We start from the raw sequence: 18,073 nt of genomic DNA on the forward strand, positions 1-18,073 counted from the left end.
GGGGTCAGCTCGATCCGCCGGAGACGGCGGCTGCCGGGGTCGCAGTCGGCGTCGCGACCGGCTCCCCGCTGTCGCCACCGGGCAGGTTCGATTTGATCAACGTGTCGAGGATGGTGGGGTCGGTCAGCTGGCCGAGGATGCGCGCCGCCACCCGCCCCTCCGGATCGATCACCAGTGTGGTCGGCACCGCGTTCGGCGCCACCGTGCCCGTGAAAGCGAGCTGCATGGCGCCGTCGGTGTCGACGACGGAGGGGTAGTCGACGCCGTAGGTCTTGGCGAACGCGACCGCGGTGGGCACCTGATCGCGCACGTTGACCCCGAGGAAGGATGCGCCCTGATCGGCGTACTTCTCACTCAGCTCGGCGAGTGCGGGCGCCTCGGCGCGGCAGGGCGCACATCCGGCGTACCAGAAGTTGAGCACCAGCACCTGGCCGGCGTAGTCGCTGGAATCGACGGGATCGCCGTTCTCGTCGGTGCTGGAGAACTTCACCGCGTCCCCGCGGTCGGCGACGGGCACCTCGGTGATGCTGCCGTCGCCCGAGATGTAGTTCTTGTTGCTGCCCTCGAGGTACTGCTGCGCCAGCGGGTCGTTGCTGCAGCCCGCGAGCACCAGGGCAGTGGCGGCGAGCACCGCCGCGACCGCGACGCGCAAGGGACGGGTGCCGATCACACCGCCCCCACATCGGTGGCGGATGCGGCGAGCGCCGCCGCGGGGTCGGAGTAGCCGACCTCCACGAACCGGCCGTCGCGCCACTGGAAGCTCGTGATGCTCGACAGCGCGCAACGCCGCTTGCGCGGGTCGTGCGGCAACGGCTCGCCGACGATGGTGCGGTGCGCCATCCAGATCGGGAGCTGGTGGCTGACCAGCACGACGTCGCCGTCGTCGACGGAGGACTGCGCATCCGTCATCGCCGCGAGCATGCGGGCGGAGACCGCCTTGAACGGCTCGCCCCAGGCCGGGCGCCACGGGTTCCAGAGGAAGCGCCACATCCGGGGGTCGCGAAGGGCGCCGCCGGGGCCGCGCATCCGTCGCCCCTCGAACGCGTTGGTGGGCTCGATGACGCGCTCTTCGATGCCCGGCGTCAGGCCGAGGGCGTGCGCGATCGGCTGCCCCGACTCCCGGGCGCGCTGGAGCGGAGACGTGTACAGCGCCGTGATGGGGCGGTTGCGCGCCACCAGGTCGTCGGCCGCGGCCTTCGCCATGCGCTTGCCGAGATCGGACAGCCCGAAGTTCGGCAGCCGCCCGTAGAGCACTTCGTCGGGGTTGAAGACCTCGCCGTGACGGACGAGGTGGATCTGGCTGGCGGGCACGATACCCAGTCTACGAGCGGCGTTGCCGCGAGAATGCCGAGAGCCGTCCGTTGCGGTAGTCAGGCTTCACGAATCGTGTAGAACTACTCGATTGTGCTAAACGGTCGAGCGCGGTGGAATGGATGCAGAAAGGCTCACTCATGACCATCATCACGCTCTCCGTATTCGCCGCCGTCGCCACCGCCGGAATCGTCGCCACCATCGCCGCCATGCGCGTCGACGGCTACCGCCGCGTCCCCACCCGCAAGTCCTGAGGCCGGGCCGGTCTGACCGGCACCGCACCCCGCGAGTAGACTCGTCTCCCGTGACCGAACGCACCGAACGCACCCTCGTCAAGAACCTCGCCGCCCTGTCCGATGGGCCCGTCGCCGTCTCCGGCTGGGTCGAGACGGTGCGGGATCAGAAGCGCGTGCAGTTCGTGGTGCTGCGCGACGAGTCGGGCGCCGTTCAGCTGGTCAACCCAGTGAACGACGAGACGGCGGAGACCGCCGCCAGCATCTCCGCGCTCGCCCAGGGCTCCTTCATCACCGTCACCGGCGAGCTCAAGCACGACGAGCGCGTGAAACTCGGCGGCATCGAGGTGAAGGTCGCGACGCTCGTGGTCGAGACGGCCGCCATCCCCGAGACGCCGATCGCGGCCGACTCCGGCATCGACAAGCGCATGGACTGGCGCTTCCTCGACCTGCGCCGCCCCGAGCAGAACCTCATCTTCCGGGTGCAGACCACCCTCGAGCACGCCTGGCGCACCTACTGGGTCGAGCACGACTTCATCGAGATCCACACCCCGAAGCTCATGGCGTCGGCGAGCGAATCACGCGCCGAGCTGTTCGAGGTGGAGTACTTCGACACCAAGGCCTATCTCTCGCAGAGCCCGCAGTTCTTCAAACAGATGGCGCAGCCGGCCGGGTTCGGCAAGGTGTTCGAGGTGGGGCCCGCGTTCCGCGCCGACCCGTCGTTCACGAGCCGGCACGCCACCGAGTTCACCTCGGTCGACGCCGAGATCTCCTGGATCTCCTCGCACGAAGACGTCATGCAGCTGCACGAAGAGCTCATGGTCGCCGGCTTCACCGCGGTGAAGGAGAAGCACGGCGAAGAGATCAAGGAGCTGTTCGGCGTCGACATCGAGGTGCCGACGACGCCGTTCCCGCGCATCCCGCTCGCCGAGGCCAAGGAGATCGTGGCGTCTCGCGGCTATGTCGTGCCGCGCGAGGACGACGACATGGACCCGGAGGGCGAACGCCAGATCGCGGCCTACGTCAAGGAGACCTACGGCCACGACTTCGTCTTCCTCACCGACTACGCGTCGAGCATCCGGCCGTTCTACCACATGCGGAACGCGGCCGACGAGACCATCACCAACAGCTACGACCTCGTCTACAACGGCGTCGAGATCTCGACCGGTGCGCAGCGCGAACACCGCGTGGAGGTGCTCATCGAGCAGGCACGCGAGAAGGGGCTCGACCCCGAAGAACTCGGGTTCTACCTCGATTTCTTCCGCTACGGTGTGCCGCCGCACGGCGGATTCGGCATGGGGCTCTCGCGCGTGCTCATGCTGATGCTGCACCAGTCGAACCTGCGCGAGGTCGTGTACCTCTTCCGCGGCCCCACCCGCCTGCTGCCGTAGGCGCGTAACTGCGCAAATGAAGAGGACCGATGCCGTATACGGGGTCGGTCCTCTTCATTTGCGTAGTTACCGGTCGCTCTCGAGCAGGTCGAGCGCCAGTTCGCGAACGTCGGGGCGGGCCGGCGGCCGAGCGGATGGCGTGAACCCCAGCCCGGCGTAGATGCGCTCGGCCGGCTCGTTGCCGGCGATCACCGCGAGTTCCGCCCGTGCCGCGCCGAGCTCGCGCGCTTTCGCCACCGCGAGCGCGGCGAGGTGCCGGCCCAGGCCACGACCCCTCTGCGCCGGCGAGACGAGCACCCGCGAGATCCGCACGGTGGGGCGCCCGTCCGGGGCGTCGACGAACGCGAGTTCGACGTGGCCGAGCGGCTCGTCCGGGTCGGCTACCGCCACAAGCGTCCAGTCGCTCCAGCGCGGCGTCTCGGCGAAGGAGGCGAGTTGCGCCAAGGTGAGCGGCCAGGTGAGGCGGTCTCCCGTGAACAGGTAGAGCGCATCCGCATCGGGAATCCAGTCGAGGATCGCCCGGTAATCAGCAGGCGCGCATCGCCGGAGCTCGAAGGGTGGCGCCATCGCGCCGGAGCGGCCCGTCGGTCAGACCTCGATGTCGACCGAGGCACGCTGCGCGACGAGCGCGCGGATCTGCGGCACGACCTCAAGATGGGCCGGATGCGTCTGGTAGGCGTCGAGGTCGGCGAGAGTGGCGAAGTCGGCGACGAGCACGGCATCCCAGTTCGCGTCGAAGTACGCCATGTTCGGCCCCACGTCGAGGGCGGAGATCGAGGGCACGACCCCGACGAGACCCGAGAGCAGACGGGCGATCTCGGCGGCGTCGGCCGCCTTCTGCTCGGGTTCGGTCGCGGCGAGCTTCCATGCGACGACGTGACGGATCATTCGGCTGCCTCCAGAAGGGCGGTTCGGAGACGGGCCGGTTCGACCCGCCAGATGGTGTGCACGCGGCCGTCGATCATGACGACCGGGATCTCCTCGGCGAACTCGTCCAGGAGGGCGGGGTTGTCGAGGATCGACAGCTCCGTCACCTCGACGGCCGGCGTGGGCACGGCGGCGTCGGCAGCCAGGTCTTCGAGCACCTCGCGGATGACACCGCGGGCATCGTCGCAGAGATGACATCCCGGCTTGCCGATGAGGGTGAGGGAGACGGGCACGCTCCCAGCCTAGCGACCGCTCAGAGCACGAAGTCGGGCTTCACCGTCCAGGCCGTCGACTCCTCCAGGGCGCTCAGCACCATCAGGGCGCTGAGCTTGGCGTGATCGTCGCTCACCGTCGAGTAGACGTCGATCGCGAGGGGCGGGGGCTCGCCGAACTTCGGGATCTCGATCTCGACGCTCGCCCCGGTCGGGAGCAGGATCTGTGGCCGAACCGTTCCGGCGCCGGACACCGGGCGATCGAGGGCGAGCGCGACGATCGCGAGCGCGTCGAGCTTCGTCACCGCATCGCGAACGATGAGGGTCGCGCAGTACAGCTGCTCCGAAGCCACATCAGTCATTCAACGCCACGCCGGCGGGCACAGCAAAAAGCGCCAGACCGAAGTCCGGCGCTCTGCTCGCGTAGCGGCGAGACGAAAGCCTGGCGCTACTTCTTGTTGCGACGCTGGTGGCGGGTCTTGCGAAGCAGCTTGCGGTGCTTCTTCTTCGCCATGCGCTTGCGACGCTTCTTGATTACGGAACCCACACGAACCTCACACGTAGACAGGGATGGCCGCGCCAAAACCGGCGGCCGGCCGAAAGGGCCTCGGAGAAGTGTACCAGCTACTCTCAGGCCGAATCGGCGACGTGGTTCGCCACCGCGTGAGCCACGGCCGACTCGGGCACGCGGAAGGAGCGGCCGAAACGGATCGCCGGAAGCTCGCCCGAGTGCACGAGACGGTAGACGGTCATCTTGGAGACCCGCATCATCTCGGCCACCTCGGCGACCGTGAGGAACTTCACGTCATCCAGGTCCGCAGCCATGGCGAAACCATAGCGGTTCGGCGGCCTCACCGGCAACAGCAGTCCCACGGGCCCCAGCCATCCGCTCCCGCGGGTGTCTCGACAGGGTCAGCGGCGGAGCTTCGAGACCAGGTCGTCGGCCACCGACTTCACCGCGTGCGAGGTGGCGGCGGCGCGGCGACCCACGTTCTGGCCGAAGGTCGCGGCGGCCGACTTCACCGCATCCGACGCGTTCTCCCAGAGCTCGTCGGCGGCCGAGTCGTCGAAGTCGGCGGAGAGGAACGGGATGATCCAGTCCTCCACATCCTCCAGCGGCGACACGTCGATCTTGTAGAAGCGGTGCTGCCCCTCCTCGCGCACCACCACGAGCCCGGCATCCCGCAGCACTTTGAGGTGCTTGGAGACGGTGGGCTGCGAGAGCTCGAGCTGGGCCACCAGCTCCGACACACTGAACTCCCCTTCGCCGGCACCGGATGCGCTCGCGCTGTCGGCAGAGACGTAGCGTTCGAGCAACAACGACAGCAGCTGACGCCGGGTGGGGTCAGCGATCACTGAGAAGATGTCGGCCATGCGTCCAGGCTAGTGGTGCGCCCCCGCATCCGCGCCACCCCGGGTAGCATTGCAGCGTTCACAGGGGCGACTCGAGGGCACCCGGAAGGCACTCGAAAGCCCTCTCGCAGCGAGGATCAGGGATGAGCATCCGCAGCACCGCGATCGCCCGCAGCCCGCTGCACCAGAGCCGCACCTGGTTCGGCCGCGCTCGCTCCGCGCTCCGCGAGTTCTCCGAACGCTCGCCCTCGCGCTTCGCGATCCTCATCTTCGCGGCGTTGGTGCTCATCTTCACCGTGCTCTTCTCGCTGCCGATCTCCAGCGCCACCGGCCGCGCCACGGGGCTGGCCGACTCCCTCTTCACCGCCGTCTCGGTCATCTGCGTGACCGGGCTCGCCACGGTCGACATGGCCACCCACTGGTCGGTGTTCGGCCACGTCGTCATCTTCATCGGTGTGCAGATCGGCGCGCTCGGCGTGCTGACCCTGGCGAGCATCCTGGGTCTCGTGATCTCCCGGCGCCTCGGTCTGCGCGCCCGGCTCATCGCGGCCAGCGACACCAACCCGCTCCGGATGCACCACGGCCCGGTCGCCGAGGGGCAGGCGGTGCGGCTCGGCGAGATCGGTTCGCTGCTGGCCACGGTCGCCATCAGTGCCCTCGTGATCGAGGCGGCGCTGGCGATCCTCCTGCTGCCGCGGATGCTCATCGACGGCATCCCGTTCGGCGAAGCCGTGTGGTTCAGCTTCTACTACTCGGCGATGGCGTTCACCAACACCGGGTTCGTGCCGAATGCCGAGGGGCTCACCCCGTTCGCGAACGACTACTTCTTTCTCACGATCCTCATGATCGGGGTGTTCCTCGGCTCGATCGGCTTCCCGATCATCTACACCCTCTCCCGCAGCCTCAAGGGCTGGAAGCTGCGCCGCAAGCACCACAAGGCGAATCGGCCACCCCGCTGGTCCGTGCACGTGAAGCTGACGCTCGTCACGAGCGCGCTGCTCATCGTGTTCGGGGCCGCGCTCTACATCATCCTCGAGTTCGACAACCCGAAGACGTTCGGGTCGCTCGGCGCCGGAGACACCGTCTTCCAGAGCTTCTTCCTGTCGGTGATGACCCGTTCGGGCGGATTCTCGACCATCAACATCCCGGATCTCAACGGTTCGAGTCTGCTCGTGACCGACATGCTCATGTTCATCGGCGGCGGCTCCGCGTCGACCGCCGGCGGCATCAAGGTGACGACCCTGGCCGTGCTCTTCCTGGCCGCCTTCGCCGAAGCTCGCGGAAACCAGGAGATGGAGGCGTTCAGCCGGCGCATCCCCAGCGACGTCCTGCGCTTGGGTGTGTCGGTGGTGCTCTGGGGGGCGACGACGGTGGCGGTGGCGAGCATCCTCATCCTGCAGATCTCGAAGGCTCCGCTCGACTTCGTGCTCTTCGACGTCATCTCGGCCTTCGCCACCTCGGGTCTCACCACCGGGCTCACCGCTTCCCTGCCCGACCCCGGAGTGTTCATCATGGCGGCCACCATGTTCTTCGGGCGCGTTGGTACAGTGACTCTCGCCGCCGCCCTGGCCGCCAGCCAGCGGCAGCAGCTCTACAAGCGCCCGGAAGAGAGGCCCATCGTTGGTTGACCGCATCAAACACGACGCCCCGGTGCTCGTGATCGGCCTCGGGCGCTTCGGTGCCGCGACGGCCGGCGAACTCGACCGGCTGGGCCGCGAGGTGCTCGCGATCGACGAGGACGAGCGGCTCGTGCAGAAGTGGTCGGAGCGGGTGACGCACACCGTGCAAGCCGACGCGAAGAACGTGGAGGCGCTGCGGCAGATCGGGGCGTCGGAGTTCCAGATCGCCGTGGTCGCGGTCGGCTCGTCGATCGAGGCGTCCGTGCTCATCACCGCGAACCTCGTCGACCTCAAGGTGCCACAGATCTGGGCGAAGGCGATCTCGCGCTCGCACGGCAAGATCCTCGAGCGGATCGGGGCCAACCACGTGATCTATCCCGAGGCGGAGGCAGGCGAGCGCGTCGCGCACCTGGTGTCGGGGCGGATGCTCGACTTCATCGAGTTCGACGACGACTTCGCCCTGGTGAAGATGTACCCGCCGAAGCCGATCCGCGGGCTCAACCTCACCGAGTCGGGGGTGCGCTCGAAGTACCACGTGACAGTGGTGGGCGTGAAGAGTCCCGGCAAGCCCTTCACCTACGCCACCGAGACGACGGTGGTGTCGAACCACGACCTCATCATCGTGTCGGGGAAGTCGTCCGACATCGAGACCTTCGCGGCGCTCGGGAACTGATTCCGGGACGTTCGCAGGGCCGGTCGAGGTGCCGGTCGCTTCGTCTAGCCGGCGGCGAGTTCCCGGGCGCGGGCGAGGGCGGCATCCGTCGCGCGGGTGAAGAGTCCCGGCAGATCGGCGTCCTGCAGCACGGCGAGGGCGCGCTCGGTGGTGCCCTTGGGGCTCGTGACCTGGATGCGCAGCTCGGTCGGCGTCTTGCCCGATGCCACGAGGAGTTCGGCTGCGCCGGCGAAGGTCCCGTTCACCAGCTCGGCCGCCTGCTCGGCGGTGAATCCTTTTTCCACAGCCGCCTCGGTCAGCGCTTCTATCAACAGAAACACGTAGGCGGGCCCGGAACCGGAGATGGTGCTGAGAGCATCGAGCTGTGATTCCGGAACCTCGACCACCGTCCCCGCCGTCTCGAACAGCGAGCGCACGAGCGCGAGATCGGCCGCGCTCGAGCGGGTGCCCGCCGAGAGGCCCGTGACCGCCCGGCCCACCACGGCGGGTGTATTCGGCATGGAACGCAGCACCGCGACGTTCTCGGGCAGATGGGCCTCGAAGGTGGCCACCGTGACGCCGGCAGCGACGCTCACGACGATGGCGCCCGGCTCGAGCGACGACGCGATCTCGTCGAGCAAGTCGGGAACCATGGCGGGCTTCACGGCCACGATCACGATCGCAGCGCCCGCCACGGCGTGGCGGTTGGCGTCGGGGTCGTCGGCGGTGGCGAACGCTGTGACGCCCGGGGTGTCGGCGAACTCCGCCGCGCGCTCGGCGGAGCGGTTGGTGACCCGGATGCCGCCCTCCACCTCGACGGTCGGCGCGAGCAGCCCGCTGAGCACGGCACGGCCCATCGAGCCGGCGCCGAGCAGGGCGATCGAGGGGAGCTGGGTGGTTTCGGCAGCAGTCACGGGTCCATCCTAGGATTGGCCGCAGCAGCAGAGTGGGCAGCCCGAGCGGGCAGGCCGAGTCGGCGGCATCGGATGAAACGGGAGACGACGTGAGCACATCGGGCGGCAGCAAGGCGATCTTCGCGGCGTTGGGCGCCAACCTCGGGATTGCGCTCACGAAGTTCATCGCCTTCTTCTTCTCGGGCTCCTCCTCGATGCTCGCGGAGGGCGTGCACTCGGTGGCCGATTCGGGCAACCAGCTGCTCCTGCTGCTCGGGGGGCGCCAGGCGAAGAAGAAGGCCGACAAGGAGCATCCGTTCGGCTACGGCCGCGAGCGCTACGTGTACGCCTTCGTGGTCTCGATCATCCTGTTTTCGGTCGGCGGGGTGTTCTCCATCTACGAGGGCATCGAGAAGCTGCGCGAACCGCATCCGCTCGAGAACGCGTGGCTGCCCATCGTGGTGCTGGTGATCGCGATGGGGCTCGAAGGCTTCTCGTTGCGCACCGCGGTGCGGGAGAGCAACCCCTCGCGCGGCAAGCAGAGCTGGGTGCAGTTCGTGCGGAGGGCCAAGGCGCCCGAGCTGCCCGTGGTGCTGCTCGAAGACACCGCGGCGCTGCTCGGCCTCGCGTTCGCGTTCCTCGGCGTGGTGCTCACCGTGATCACGGGCGACGGGGTGTGGGACGGCATCGGCACGCTCTTCATCGGAGCGCTGCTGGTGGCGGTCGCCGTGGTGCTCGGCATGGAGACGAAGAGCCTGCTCGTGGGCGAAGGGGCGAGTGAGACCGACACGGCCTCGATCGTCCGGGCGATCGAGGGGACGCCGAGCGTCGACCGAGTCATCCACATGAAGACGCTCTACCTCGGGCCCGACGAGCTGCTGGTGGCCGCCAAGATCGCTCTGCCGCCGGAGAGCGAGCTGCGCGACGTTGCCGACACCATCAACGTGGTGGAGGAGAACATCCGCACCGCGGTGCCGATCGCCCGCGTCATCTACATCGAGCCCGACGTCTACGTTCCGCCGGTCGCGCTCGAGACGACCACCGAGGCGATCGTCATCAAGAGCGCGGACTAGGCGCGAACGTCAGCGCGCGCCGCGCGCCCCGCCCCAGCGGCCGTCGCGGAAGAAGGTGGTGAGCAGCTCGCCGCAGGCGTCGGCCTCGATGCCCGCCACGACTTCCACGCTGTGGTTCAGCCGCCGGTCGCGCAGCACGTCGTAGACCGAGCCCGCCGCTCCCGCCTTGTCGTCCCAGGCGCCGAAGACCACGCGGGGGATGCGTGCGGCGAGGATCGCCCCGGCGCACATGATGCACGGCTCGAGGGTCACGACGAGAGTCGCGTCGGTGAGGTGCCAGTCGTCGAGTTTCCAGGCCGCCTGGCGGATGGCGACGACTTCGGCGTGCGCCGTGGGATCCTGGCGCAGTTCGCGTTCGTTGCGCCCGACGCCGATGATCGCGCCCGAACCGTCGACCACGACCGCGCCCACCGGCACGTCGTCCGTCTCGAGCGCCGCCCGGGCCTCATCGAGCGCCTGTCCCATCCAGGCGGCGAGAACGCCTGTTGCCGGAAGTGGGGTGAGTGACGAACCAGCCACAGCGCATCCTCTCGTCGACAGCGACAGGTTATATCGTCCTGCGGCAGGGGCGGTCGCGTCCAGTAGATTGGCCGTATGCGAGTACACGTTGCCGATCACCCGCTCATCACCCACAAGCTGACGGTTCTGCGTGACGTGAACACGCCGTCGCCCACGTTCCGCTCGCTCGCCGAAGAACTGGTGACCCTGCTCGCCTACGAGGCGACGCGGAACGTGCGGGTGGAGCCCGTCACCATCCAGACCCCGGTGGCCGAGACGACGGGGGTGACCATTGGGTCGCCCCGCCCACTCGTCGTGCCGATCCTGCGCGCCGGTCTCGGCATGCTCGAAGGCATGGTGAAGCTCGTGCCGAGCGCCGAGGTCGGGTTTCTCGGCATGGTGCGCAACGAAGAAACCCTCGAACCCACCACCTATGCCGAGCGGCTGCCCGACGACCTCTCCGACCGCCAGTGCTTCGTGCTCGACCCGATGCTGGCCACCGGTGGCTCGCTGAGTGCCGCGATCGAGTTCCTCTTCAAGCGCGGGGCGCAGGACGTCACGGCCATCTGCCTGCTCGGAGCGCCCGAGGGCGTCGCGGCCATCGAGAAGGCCACCGAGGGGCGGGACGTCACGCTCGTGCTCGGCGCCCTCGACGAGCGCCTCAACGAGAAGGGGTACATCGTGCCCGGCCTCGGCGACGCGGGAGACCGCCTCTACGGCACGGTCTAGCCGGCACGGTCTAGCCGGCGGCCCCGGCGACGCTCGCTTCCTCGGTGGCGTCCGCGTCTCGTCGGTGGCGGCGCACCAGGTCGACCAAGCCGATCGCGAGTGCGACCAGGATGAGGCCCAGCGTCACGAAGAAGGCGTTGCGGAAGCCGTCGTGGTACACCGCGAGGTTGTCCGGATTGCCGGGCCCTTCGCGGTAGAGCGTCGAGAAGAAGATCGACGACGCGGCCGCCACTCCCACCGCCGTGCCCACGCGCTGCCCGACCTGCGCCATCGAGCCCGCGACGCCGCCCTCGGTCACCGGGATCTCAGCGAGGGTCAGCGTCTGGTTCGGCGAGATGACGAGCCCGCCACCGGCCCCCGCCACCGCCATGGCCGCGGCCATCAGCCAGATCGACCAGTCCGCCGGCGGCAGCACGGCGGCCAGCAGCACCAGCACGAACCCGCAGAACGCGATCACGAGCCCCAGCACCACGAGCGCCCGCCCGTACCGGCCCACGAGCCGGCCGCCGATCAGCGATGCGACGGCGGACGTGAGTGCGAACGAGATGCTCACCATTCCCGCGAACACCGGCGCGAACCCCAGGCCCTCCTGCAGGAACAACGTGGTCAGGAGGAAGATCGCCGGGATGGCGGCGAAGTACGCCGTCGCGAGCAGCAGTCCGTTGCGGTACGACCCGAGCGCGAAGAGCGAGAAGTGGATGGCGGGCGACTTCCCCGCCGCCGCGTATCGGCGCTCCCACATGACGAAGAGGATGACCGCGGCCGCGCATCCGGCAAGCCACAGCCAGCGCCACGGGCTGTCGTCGGGGCCTCCCGTGGTGAGCACGAACGGCAGCATGAAACTGAAGACGGCGACCCCGAGCAGCAGGATGCCGATGAGGTCGAGGTTTCGCGCGCCCTCCTGACGGGGTTGCGTGCGAGGCAGCAGCCAGAGCGCGAAGGCGAGCGCGATGACGCCGAGCGGGACGTTCATCCAGAACAGCAGACGCCAGCCGTCGGCGTCGCCGCCCACGGCGATCAGGAGGCCCCCGAGCGTCGGCCCGAAGGCGGTCGCCACGCCGATGGTCGCGCCGAACAGCCCGAACGCCCGGCCGCGCTCCTCGCCCTGGAAGAGCTGCTGCACGAGCCCGAGCACCTGCGGCATCTGCACACCGGCGGCCACCCCCTGCAGGATGCGGGCGATCAGCAGCACCTGGATGTTCGGCGCCAGCGCGCACAGGGCACTCGCCACCGTGAACGCGCTGAGGCCCACCACGAACATGACCTTGCGGGAGTAGAGGTCGCCGAGCCGGCCCGAGGGCACGAGCGCCAGCCCGAAGGCGAGGGCGTAGCCGGCGACGATGATCTGCAGTTCGGTGGAGCCGGCCCCGAGCGACTTCTCGATCGAGGGCAGTCCGACGTTCACCTTCGACAGATCGAGGATGGTGAGCGCCGCCACGCCGACGCAGACAGCGAATGCCTGCCATCGCGCGCGACCCGTCACTGCGGGCGACGAAGAGGGCGTTGCCATGCTCCCAACCTAGACCGCGAGCAACGATCTGGCGCAGCGAGCAAGGAATCTGCGCTTGACAAGGGCTGCGCGCATCAGGTTAGCTTCTGTCTATGACTGACAACGTGCACACCCAGACCTCCTTTGAGGCCCGCGGGGATGCCGGCATGATGATGGCCGGCGGCGTCGTCATGTGTTGTCGAATGTGTCGCTAACGAGACGATCTCGTCGAGCGCTTCCTCCCGTCTCAGCTTCATCTCGCTGAGTTCACGGTGATGGCGCTCCGCATCAGGAAGCATCCGATGCCCACCCGGACTCTCATCGCAGTCCGCAGCTGACATTCACCGGCCCGTTCCGTGAGGGCCATCGCCCGTAGCCGGGCCACCGCCGCTAGGACAACACTCATGTCGATCGCTCACCTCGATTCCCGCCCCGCCACCGTCACGCCGATCAGCCGCGTCGAAGACGCCGCTCCGGCCGCTCCCCGCATCCGCGCCGTGCCCGAGGGCACCGAAGCCCGCGGCTTCGTGCTCTACGTCGGCATCGACGAAGACAAGGCTGCCGCCGACGGCACCGACCTCGGCCGCATCGTCGAGGCGCTGAAAGCCCTCGCCGCGCAGCTCGCGCCCTCCTCGGAGACCTATGCGGCCGTCGCTCTCGCGCCCCGCGGCGCCGGCGGCCGCGACGTCGACGTGGTGCGTCTCGCACTGCAGGACCCGACTGCGCTCGCGAAGCACCGTCACGTTCCCGACGAGCAGGACCGCGCCCGCGACGGCGTCGTCGTCGACCTCAGCCGCAAGCGCGTGCTCCTCGACAACGCCACCGCGAACCTCACCTACAAGGAGTTCGAGCTGCTGCAGTACCTGGTGCTGCGCGAGGGCCGCACCATCGAGCGCGCCGAGCTCATCAGCGCCCTCTGGAGCGCGGGCGACGACGAGGTGCCGAACGAGCGCACCATCGACGTGCACGTGCGACGCCTGCGCTCGAAGCTCGGCGACTACGAAGACATCGTGCGCACCGTGCGCGGTGTCGGCTACCGCTTCGACCGCCACGCCGACGTCTCGGTGCGCCACACCTCCACCCCCAGCCCCGACCTCTTCTGAGCTCAGAGCCGCTTCAGCGGGGAGCCACCGCACTGGCAATCGCCGTCGTTCCAGGGTTGCCGGATTCGGTCCAGATCAGGACGCGCACGGTATGAGGTCGAATACGGACGGACTCAGGGATGCTTCTCCGCCGAGAAGCACAACGTTCGTGGCCCCAAGGCGCTGAATCTCAGCCAGCACTGCTTGTGGAACGCAATTCGACGGCACGACATAAAGCGGTGCGTTGACGCTGCCGGCGAGAACTCCGCCGGTCAGTGCATCGGCAAACGACGAACCGGTCGCTAAGAACACCGTGTCGGAGGTAGTGAACGACGCTTTGTTCACGGCGACCGATGCTTCGAAGCGGTCGGCACCCGCAAAGCGGGTCACTTTGCGCGTCGCGGAGAGCATGGTGGCGATCGAATCGGACACCGAGTCTCGCCCTCCCACGATACGGACCGACGACGACTCAAGATCCTTGAGCAGTTCAACGGTTTCCGAGTCGATGGAGGATGCATGCCCATCGACGAGCACCACCGGATTGAGATCCTGGCCCGCAGCCGGCCCGGAGGACAGCGCATCAGCAAACGTCGACCCTGTGACGATGATCGGGGAATCTGCGCGAGAGAACCCATCGCGCGAAACTGCCCGACTTACCTCGTATCGATCCATACCTCCGAGTCGAATGAGCCGAACACCTGGAACAAGTGCTTGCAACTCGCTCATCACAGCAGCAGAAACCGAGCGCTCGCCTCCCGCGACCTTGACGACCGCCGGTTTCAGCCGTTTGATCTCGTCCGCGACGGCGGGCGGTATCCGATCTGGCATGACGATCAAGAGCGGCTCGCGCCAGTGCATGGCCGCTGACCCAACGCTCAACGCATCGGGAAAGTTCGCGCCCGATGCTATGTAGATTTGCCGAGCTTGTGCCGGGAACATCCGCCGTGCCACGTTGACCGCTACGTCGAAGCGATCCGCGCCGCCAATACGCGATACGTGGACCTGCGAGAGTTGGGCGTCGACTGGGTCTGGCGACACGTCCCCAGCGTGGCCAAGACCGAGCGCCGCGGAGACCGACAACGTCAGGCACAGCCCAAGCGCTCGCAACTGCCGCAACGCCATGACCTGATTTATTTTCATTTTTGCAGGTTAGTAGTCATCCCTGTGGTGCACAAGGTGGTCCGAGCAACGTCTCACGGTCATGGACGCCAATTGCGGGCGGTGCGGTGCGGGCTCAGCTCAGACCGAGCAACTTGCCGTTCTTGGAGAGCTCGGGGTCGGTGCACGACGCCAGATCGAAGCAGCACGGCCGCCGCATGCCCTTGCCGAGCTTCGACATGCTCACCTCGATCCGGCGGTTTCGTGTCTCTGGGTTCTTCGTGGCGTCGACCCAGCGCACCCACTCCCAGCGGGCCATCGGCGTGATGTCGGCCCAGGTGTCCTCTGCCGCGGGCGCCTCGGCGAGCGCGGAGCTGAAGGCGGACGGCACCTGAGGCTCCGGCCAGTCCTCCCGTCGAACGAGCTCGACGCTCACGACCTCCTCCGCCCCGATCGCAGTGAGCGGCCCGGCCGACGATCCCCCCGACGATCCGGCCGACGGCCCGGTGGAGGCGGGGTCGAGTGCGAGCCAGTGCCCGCGCATCCCGTCGGGCTCCAGCACGGTCTCGACCGGATGACCGTTCACGAGCCCCACCACCGCGACCTGTCCGCGCGACGGCAGCGCCGCGCTCGCCTCGGGCGGCAGCCTCAGGATGCGACGGTCACCGACCACGCACACGGCCGCCTCGAAGCGGATCGGTTCGCGCGCTGGCGCCTGCTCGGCCATGCACCCATGGTAGAGCGCGTGCAGCGCGATCCGTACGACATCGCGCCCGCCGATCACCCCCGTTCGAGGCACACAGCAAATTCTCAGAAAAATAACGTTTTGATAACTAGCGCTCCGTTACCAGACCGTTATATATTCATAGAGCGTTAGTTGTTTGCTGTGGCAACTACCGCGGAATGTGATTGCAGGACACTCTTGGTGCAAGGGAGAGGGCCCGTCGTTAGCCTCTACGACGGGCCCTCAATCATTTAACGCGATGAGTCCCTGAACGGCTCCTCGCGCACCACCGCCGCCACATCCCGTGGCTCCCGGCCCAGCAATGCGCTCAGGTCGTCACTCTCCGCCGCGAGCACCCCGCGGGCCGCGAGCGCGTGCAGCACACCGAGTGCGCCGACCTCCTCCGGAGACACCTCACGCAACTCGACGGCGCGACCCAGTTCCGCCCCGATCACGCGCGCGAGCTCGGAGTACGTCCAGCCACGGCCGCGCAGCTCCCACACCCGTTTGGACGCAGGCGGCGCGACGACGACGCGAGCCGCCGCCTCCGCCAGATCGCGAACAGATGCGGTGGCCAGCACCCCCGCACCCGCCGCCGACAGAATCGCGCCACTGCGCGCATCCGCCACCGCTCGCTGCACGAACGGCTCCGTGTAGAAGCCGTTCCGCAGCACGATCGACGACCGCTCCGTGCCGGCAGGCGCACCGAACTCGGCCTCGAGCAGCGCCTCGGTGCCGGCATGACCGAGGTCGTGCGCCGCTCCGAAGGCGCTCGTGTAGACGACAAGGCCGACTCCCGCGGCCCGCGCGGCCGCCAGGACGGCCCGGTGCTGCGGCAGTCGCACGGCAGGGTCGAGCGCCGGGCTCGAGACGAACACGAGCCGGTCGATCCCGCGGAACGCCTCCTCGAGCGACGCGGCGTCGTCGTAGTCGCCGATCCGCGCATCGATCCCCCGCGCGCCGAGACGGGCGCGAGCATCCGCCCCGCGCACGAGCGCGTGCAGCCTGCCCACCGGCACCGTCGACGCGAGCAGGTCGAGCACGGCTCCGCCCAACCGGCCGGATGCGCCGGTGACGAGGATCGACGGATCGGTGGGCAGCACATCCGGATTCGACATCGCGCACCAGCGTATCGGGGTGCCACCGCCGCTACAGTGGCGGCATGAGCTCCGAGACGCTGTTCGTCGGCACCATCATCACGGTCGACGAGAGCCGGCCCCGCGCCGAGGCGCTGCTCGTCCGCGACGGACGGATCGCGGCCGTCGGCGACGCCACCGAGCTCCGCGGCCGGGCAGCGGCGGATGCGCAGGTCGTCGACCTGGGCGACGCCGCCCTTCTCCCCGGCTTCGTCGAGGCGCACGGGCACCCGAGCGACGCCGCGATCGTGCTGAGCCATGTCATGGTCGACATCCGCCCGGTCGTGCTCGCCACCGCCGCCGAGGTGATGCAGGCGCTCCACGACGGCATCGCCGCCCGCCCCGACGGCGTCGTCTTCAACGGCTGGGACGGCCTCCTCCAAACCGGACTCGCCGATCCGACCATCCAGCAGCTCGACGAGCTCGCGGGGTCGACGCCGGTCGTCATCCTGCACAACTCCGGGCACGTCGCCTACTTCAACACCGCGGCCGCCCGGCGCGCCGGCATCACCCGCAACACCCCCGATCCGGTGGGTGCGCACTGGGAGAAGGATGCCGCGGGCGAGCTCACCGGCAAGGGCTTCGAGGTCGGCGCGGTGCTGGCCCTACTCGGCGGCACGCTGGCGGCCGCGGAGCACGAGCTGCCCGATCTGCTCGGCGGGTACCTCGCGTCGCTGAACGCCGTCGGCATCACCACGGTGAGCGACATGAGCTGGGACGCACGGAAGCGGCCCGCCCTCGACGCGGCTCGCGCAGCCGGCGGACTGACCGCGCGGCTGCGGCTTTACGAGATGTCGGGGCCGGGGGTCACCGCATCCGTCCCCCTGCAGAACGGCGACGAGCTGGTGCGCCAGGTGGGCGTGAAGACCTGGGCCGACGGGTCGCCGTGGGTGGGGAACATCCTCATCTCCTTCCCCTACCTCGACACCGCGGGCACCCGTTCGATCGGCGTCGAGCCGGGGTCGCACGGCTCGGCCAACTACACGCGCGAGCAGCTCGACGAGGTCGTCGAACGCTACTTCCCCGACGGCTGGCAGCTCGCCTGCCATGTGCACGGCGACCGCGCGGTCGACCGCGTGCTCGACTGCTGGGAGGCGTTGCTCGAGCGGCATCCGCGCGCCGACCACCGGTTGCGCATGGAGCACGTCGGGGCCATGTCGCCGGCGCAGTTCGCGCGGGCGACGGCGCTCGGGGCGACCGTGAGCATCCTCATCGACCACGTGTACTACTGGGGCGACGTGCTCGTCGACGAGCTGTTCGGCCCCGAGCACGGCGGCCCGTGGGCGAACGCGCGGGCGGCTCTCGACGCGGGGCTGCGGGTCTCCTTCCACAACGACGGCACGGTCACCCCCGCCGAGCCGTTGCGCAACCTGGCAGTGGGGATGACGCGCACCACCCGCTCCGGGCGCCGTCTCCCCGGCGCCGACGGGGTCACCCTCGACGAGGCCATCCGAGCCGAGACCCTCGACGCAGCCTGGCAGCTGTTCTCGGAGCACGAGGTCGGCAGCCTCGAGGTGGGCAAACTGGCCGACCTCGTCGTGCTCTCGGCCGACCCGTACACGGTGGCACCGGATGCCCTGCCCGAGCTGCGCGTGCTCGCCACCTATCTGGCGGGCGAGCGGGTGTACGTGGCGTAGCGGGCGCCGCGTGGCA

At 68.7% G+C, this 18,073-nt stretch carries 22 protein-coding genes; 7 read left to right on the forward strand and 15 right to left on the reverse strand.

Annotated elements, in window-relative coordinates; genetic code table 11:
- Positions 1–4: 4 nt before the first annotated feature.
- Positions 5–670, reverse strand: coding sequence for a TlpA disulfide reductase family protein (locus tag AC3WLB_RS07150; protein WP_492504551.1), 666 nt, complete (start codon positions 668–670; stop codon positions 5–7).
- Entirely contained in the window at positions 667–1,311 is a 645-nt protein-coding gene (locus tag AC3WLB_RS07155) for a histidine phosphatase family protein (protein ID WP_492504553.1), read from the reverse strand. Before AC3WLB_RS07155 ends, AC3WLB_RS07150 begins: the two co-directional genes overlap by 4 nt.
- Before the next feature lie 304 nt (positions 1,312–1,615).
- Here AC3WLB_RS07155 and aspS point away from each other — a divergent pair, with 304 nt between their 5' ends.
- Positions 1,616–2,935 carry an aspartate--tRNA(Asn) ligase gene (gene aspS / locus AC3WLB_RS07160; RefSeq protein WP_492504555.1) on the forward strand — a complete coding sequence of 440 codons (1,320 nt, stop codon included), beginning with the start codon at positions 1,616–1,618 and terminating at the stop codon, positions 2,933–2,935.
- A gap of 66 nt (positions 2,936–3,001) precedes the next feature.
- Here aspS and AC3WLB_RS07165 read toward each other — a convergent pair whose 3' ends face one another.
- From AC3WLB_RS07165 to AC3WLB_RS07195, 7 genes are all read right to left on the reverse strand, one after another.
- Entirely contained in the window at positions 3,002–3,502 is a 501-nt protein-coding gene (locus tag AC3WLB_RS07165) for a GNAT family N-acetyltransferase (RefSeq protein ID WP_492504557.1), read from the reverse strand.
- A 21-nt stretch (positions 3,503–3,523) separates the two neighbouring features.
- A complete protein-coding gene (locus AC3WLB_RS07170) occupies positions 3,524–3,823 on the reverse strand; it encodes a Dabb family protein (RefSeq protein ID WP_022896907.1) in 300 nt (99 codons plus the stop codon).
- Entirely contained in the window at positions 3,820–4,095 is a 276-nt protein-coding gene (locus AC3WLB_RS07175) for a glutaredoxin family protein (RefSeq protein ID WP_492504560.1), read from the reverse strand. Before AC3WLB_RS07175 ends, AC3WLB_RS07170 begins: the two co-directional genes overlap by 4 nt.
- A gap of 20 nt (positions 4,096–4,115) precedes the next feature.
- The gene (locus AC3WLB_RS07180; RefSeq protein ID WP_492504562.1) at positions 4,116–4,427 is read right to left on the reverse strand and encodes a hypothetical protein; all 312 of its coding nucleotides are present in this window, start codon (positions 4,425–4,427) and stop codon (positions 4,116–4,118) included.
- Positions 4,428–4,522: 95 nt separating this feature from the next.
- Positions 4,523–4,621: a 30S ribosomal protein bS22 gene (locus AC3WLB_RS07185; protein WP_003792170.1), complete on the reverse strand. Its 99-nt coding sequence runs from the start codon at positions 4,619–4,621 to the stop codon at positions 4,523–4,525.
- A gap of 83 nt (positions 4,622–4,704) precedes the next feature.
- On the reverse strand, positions 4,705–4,899 hold the full coding sequence (locus AC3WLB_RS07190; protein ID WP_034336767.1) for a helix-turn-helix domain-containing protein: 195 nt from the start codon (positions 4,897–4,899) through the stop codon (positions 4,705–4,707).
- 87 nt (positions 4,900–4,986) lie between these two features.
- Positions 4,987–5,448, reverse strand: coding sequence for an ArsR/SmtB family transcription factor (locus AC3WLB_RS07195; RefSeq protein ID WP_031282892.1), 462 nt, complete (start codon positions 5,446–5,448; stop codon positions 4,987–4,989).
- A gap of 122 nt (positions 5,449–5,570) precedes the next feature.
- On the opposite strand from AC3WLB_RS07195, the gene AC3WLB_RS07200 reads away from it, so the two are divergent.
- Together AC3WLB_RS07200 and AC3WLB_RS07205 are read left to right on the forward strand one after the other, a co-directional pair.
- The gene (locus AC3WLB_RS07200) at positions 5,571–7,055 is read left to right on the forward strand and encodes a potassium transporter TrkG (RefSeq protein ID WP_022896910.1); all 1,485 of its coding nucleotides are present in this window, start codon (positions 5,571–5,573) and stop codon (positions 7,053–7,055) included.
- On the forward strand, positions 7,048–7,719 hold the full coding sequence (locus AC3WLB_RS07205) for a potassium channel family protein (RefSeq protein WP_492504567.1): 672 nt from the start codon (positions 7,048–7,050) through the stop codon (positions 7,717–7,719). Before AC3WLB_RS07200 ends, AC3WLB_RS07205 begins: the two co-directional genes overlap by 8 nt.
- 44 nt (positions 7,720–7,763) lie before the next feature.
- On the opposite strand, the gene proC is transcribed toward AC3WLB_RS07205, so the two are convergent.
- Positions 7,764–8,612: a pyrroline-5-carboxylate reductase gene (gene proC / locus AC3WLB_RS07210; protein WP_492504569.1), complete on the reverse strand. Its 849-nt coding sequence runs from the start codon at positions 8,610–8,612 to the stop codon at positions 7,764–7,766.
- 89 nt (positions 8,613–8,701) lie between these two features.
- Here proC and AC3WLB_RS07215 point away from each other — a divergent pair, with 89 nt between their 5' ends.
- A complete protein-coding gene (locus tag AC3WLB_RS07215) occupies positions 8,702–9,664 on the forward strand; it encodes a cation diffusion facilitator family transporter (RefSeq protein ID WP_492504571.1) in 963 nt (320 codons plus the stop codon).
- Between the two features lie 9 nt (positions 9,665–9,673).
- Here the strand turns inward: AC3WLB_RS07215 and tadA are convergent, their stop codons facing one another.
- Positions 9,674–10,129, reverse strand: coding sequence for a tRNA adenosine(34) deaminase TadA (tadA, locus tag AC3WLB_RS07220; protein WP_022896914.1), 456 nt, complete (start codon positions 10,127–10,129; stop codon positions 9,674–9,676).
- A gap of 129 nt (positions 10,130–10,258) precedes the next feature.
- Between tadA and upp the strand changes: the two genes are divergently transcribed.
- Positions 10,259–10,891, forward strand: a complete 633-nt coding sequence (upp, locus tag AC3WLB_RS07225) for a uracil phosphoribosyltransferase (protein ID WP_022896915.1) — start codon at positions 10,259–10,261, stop codon at positions 10,889–10,891.
- Between the two features lie 10 nt (positions 10,892–10,901).
- On the opposite strand, the gene AC3WLB_RS07230 is transcribed toward upp, so the two are convergent.
- Entirely contained in the window at positions 10,902–12,401 is a 1,500-nt protein-coding gene (locus tag AC3WLB_RS07230; RefSeq protein WP_492504573.1) for an MFS transporter, read from the reverse strand.
- 383 nt (positions 12,402–12,784) lie between these two features.
- Here AC3WLB_RS07230 and AC3WLB_RS07235 point away from each other — a divergent pair, with 383 nt between their 5' ends.
- Complete coding sequence (locus AC3WLB_RS07235) at positions 12,785–13,483, forward strand: winged helix-turn-helix domain-containing protein (protein ID WP_022896917.1); 699 nt, start codon at positions 12,785–12,787, stop codon at positions 13,481–13,483.
- 75 nt (positions 13,484–13,558) lie between these two features.
- Here the strand turns inward: AC3WLB_RS07235 and AC3WLB_RS07240 are convergent, their stop codons facing one another.
- From AC3WLB_RS07240 to AC3WLB_RS07250, 3 genes are all read right to left on the reverse strand, one after another.
- Positions 13,559–14,602 (reverse strand): cell wall-binding repeat-containing protein, encoded by a 1,044-nt coding sequence (locus AC3WLB_RS07240; protein ID WP_492504576.1) that lies wholly within the window; start codon positions 14,600–14,602, stop codon positions 13,559–13,561.
- Positions 14,603–14,696: 94 nt separating this feature from the next.
- The gene (locus AC3WLB_RS07245; protein WP_492504578.1) at positions 14,697–15,287 is read right to left on the reverse strand and encodes a YdeI/OmpD-associated family protein; all 591 of its coding nucleotides are present in this window, start codon (positions 15,285–15,287) and stop codon (positions 14,697–14,699) included.
- Positions 15,288–15,535: 248 nt separating this feature from the next.
- Positions 15,536–16,402 (reverse strand): NAD(P)H-binding protein, encoded by an 867-nt coding sequence (locus AC3WLB_RS07250; protein WP_492504580.1) that lies wholly within the window; start codon positions 16,400–16,402, stop codon positions 15,536–15,538.
- Positions 16,403–16,446: 44 nt separating this feature from the next.
- On the opposite strand from AC3WLB_RS07250, the gene AC3WLB_RS07255 reads away from it, so the two are divergent.
- Positions 16,447–18,057: an amidohydrolase gene (locus tag AC3WLB_RS07255; RefSeq protein ID WP_492504582.1), complete on the forward strand. Its 1,611-nt coding sequence runs from the start codon at positions 16,447–16,449 to the stop codon at positions 18,055–18,057.
- Positions 18,058–18,073: the final 16 nt, after the last annotated feature.

It is taken from the genome of Herbiconiux sp. FW305-C-125, from assembly GCF_058783455.1.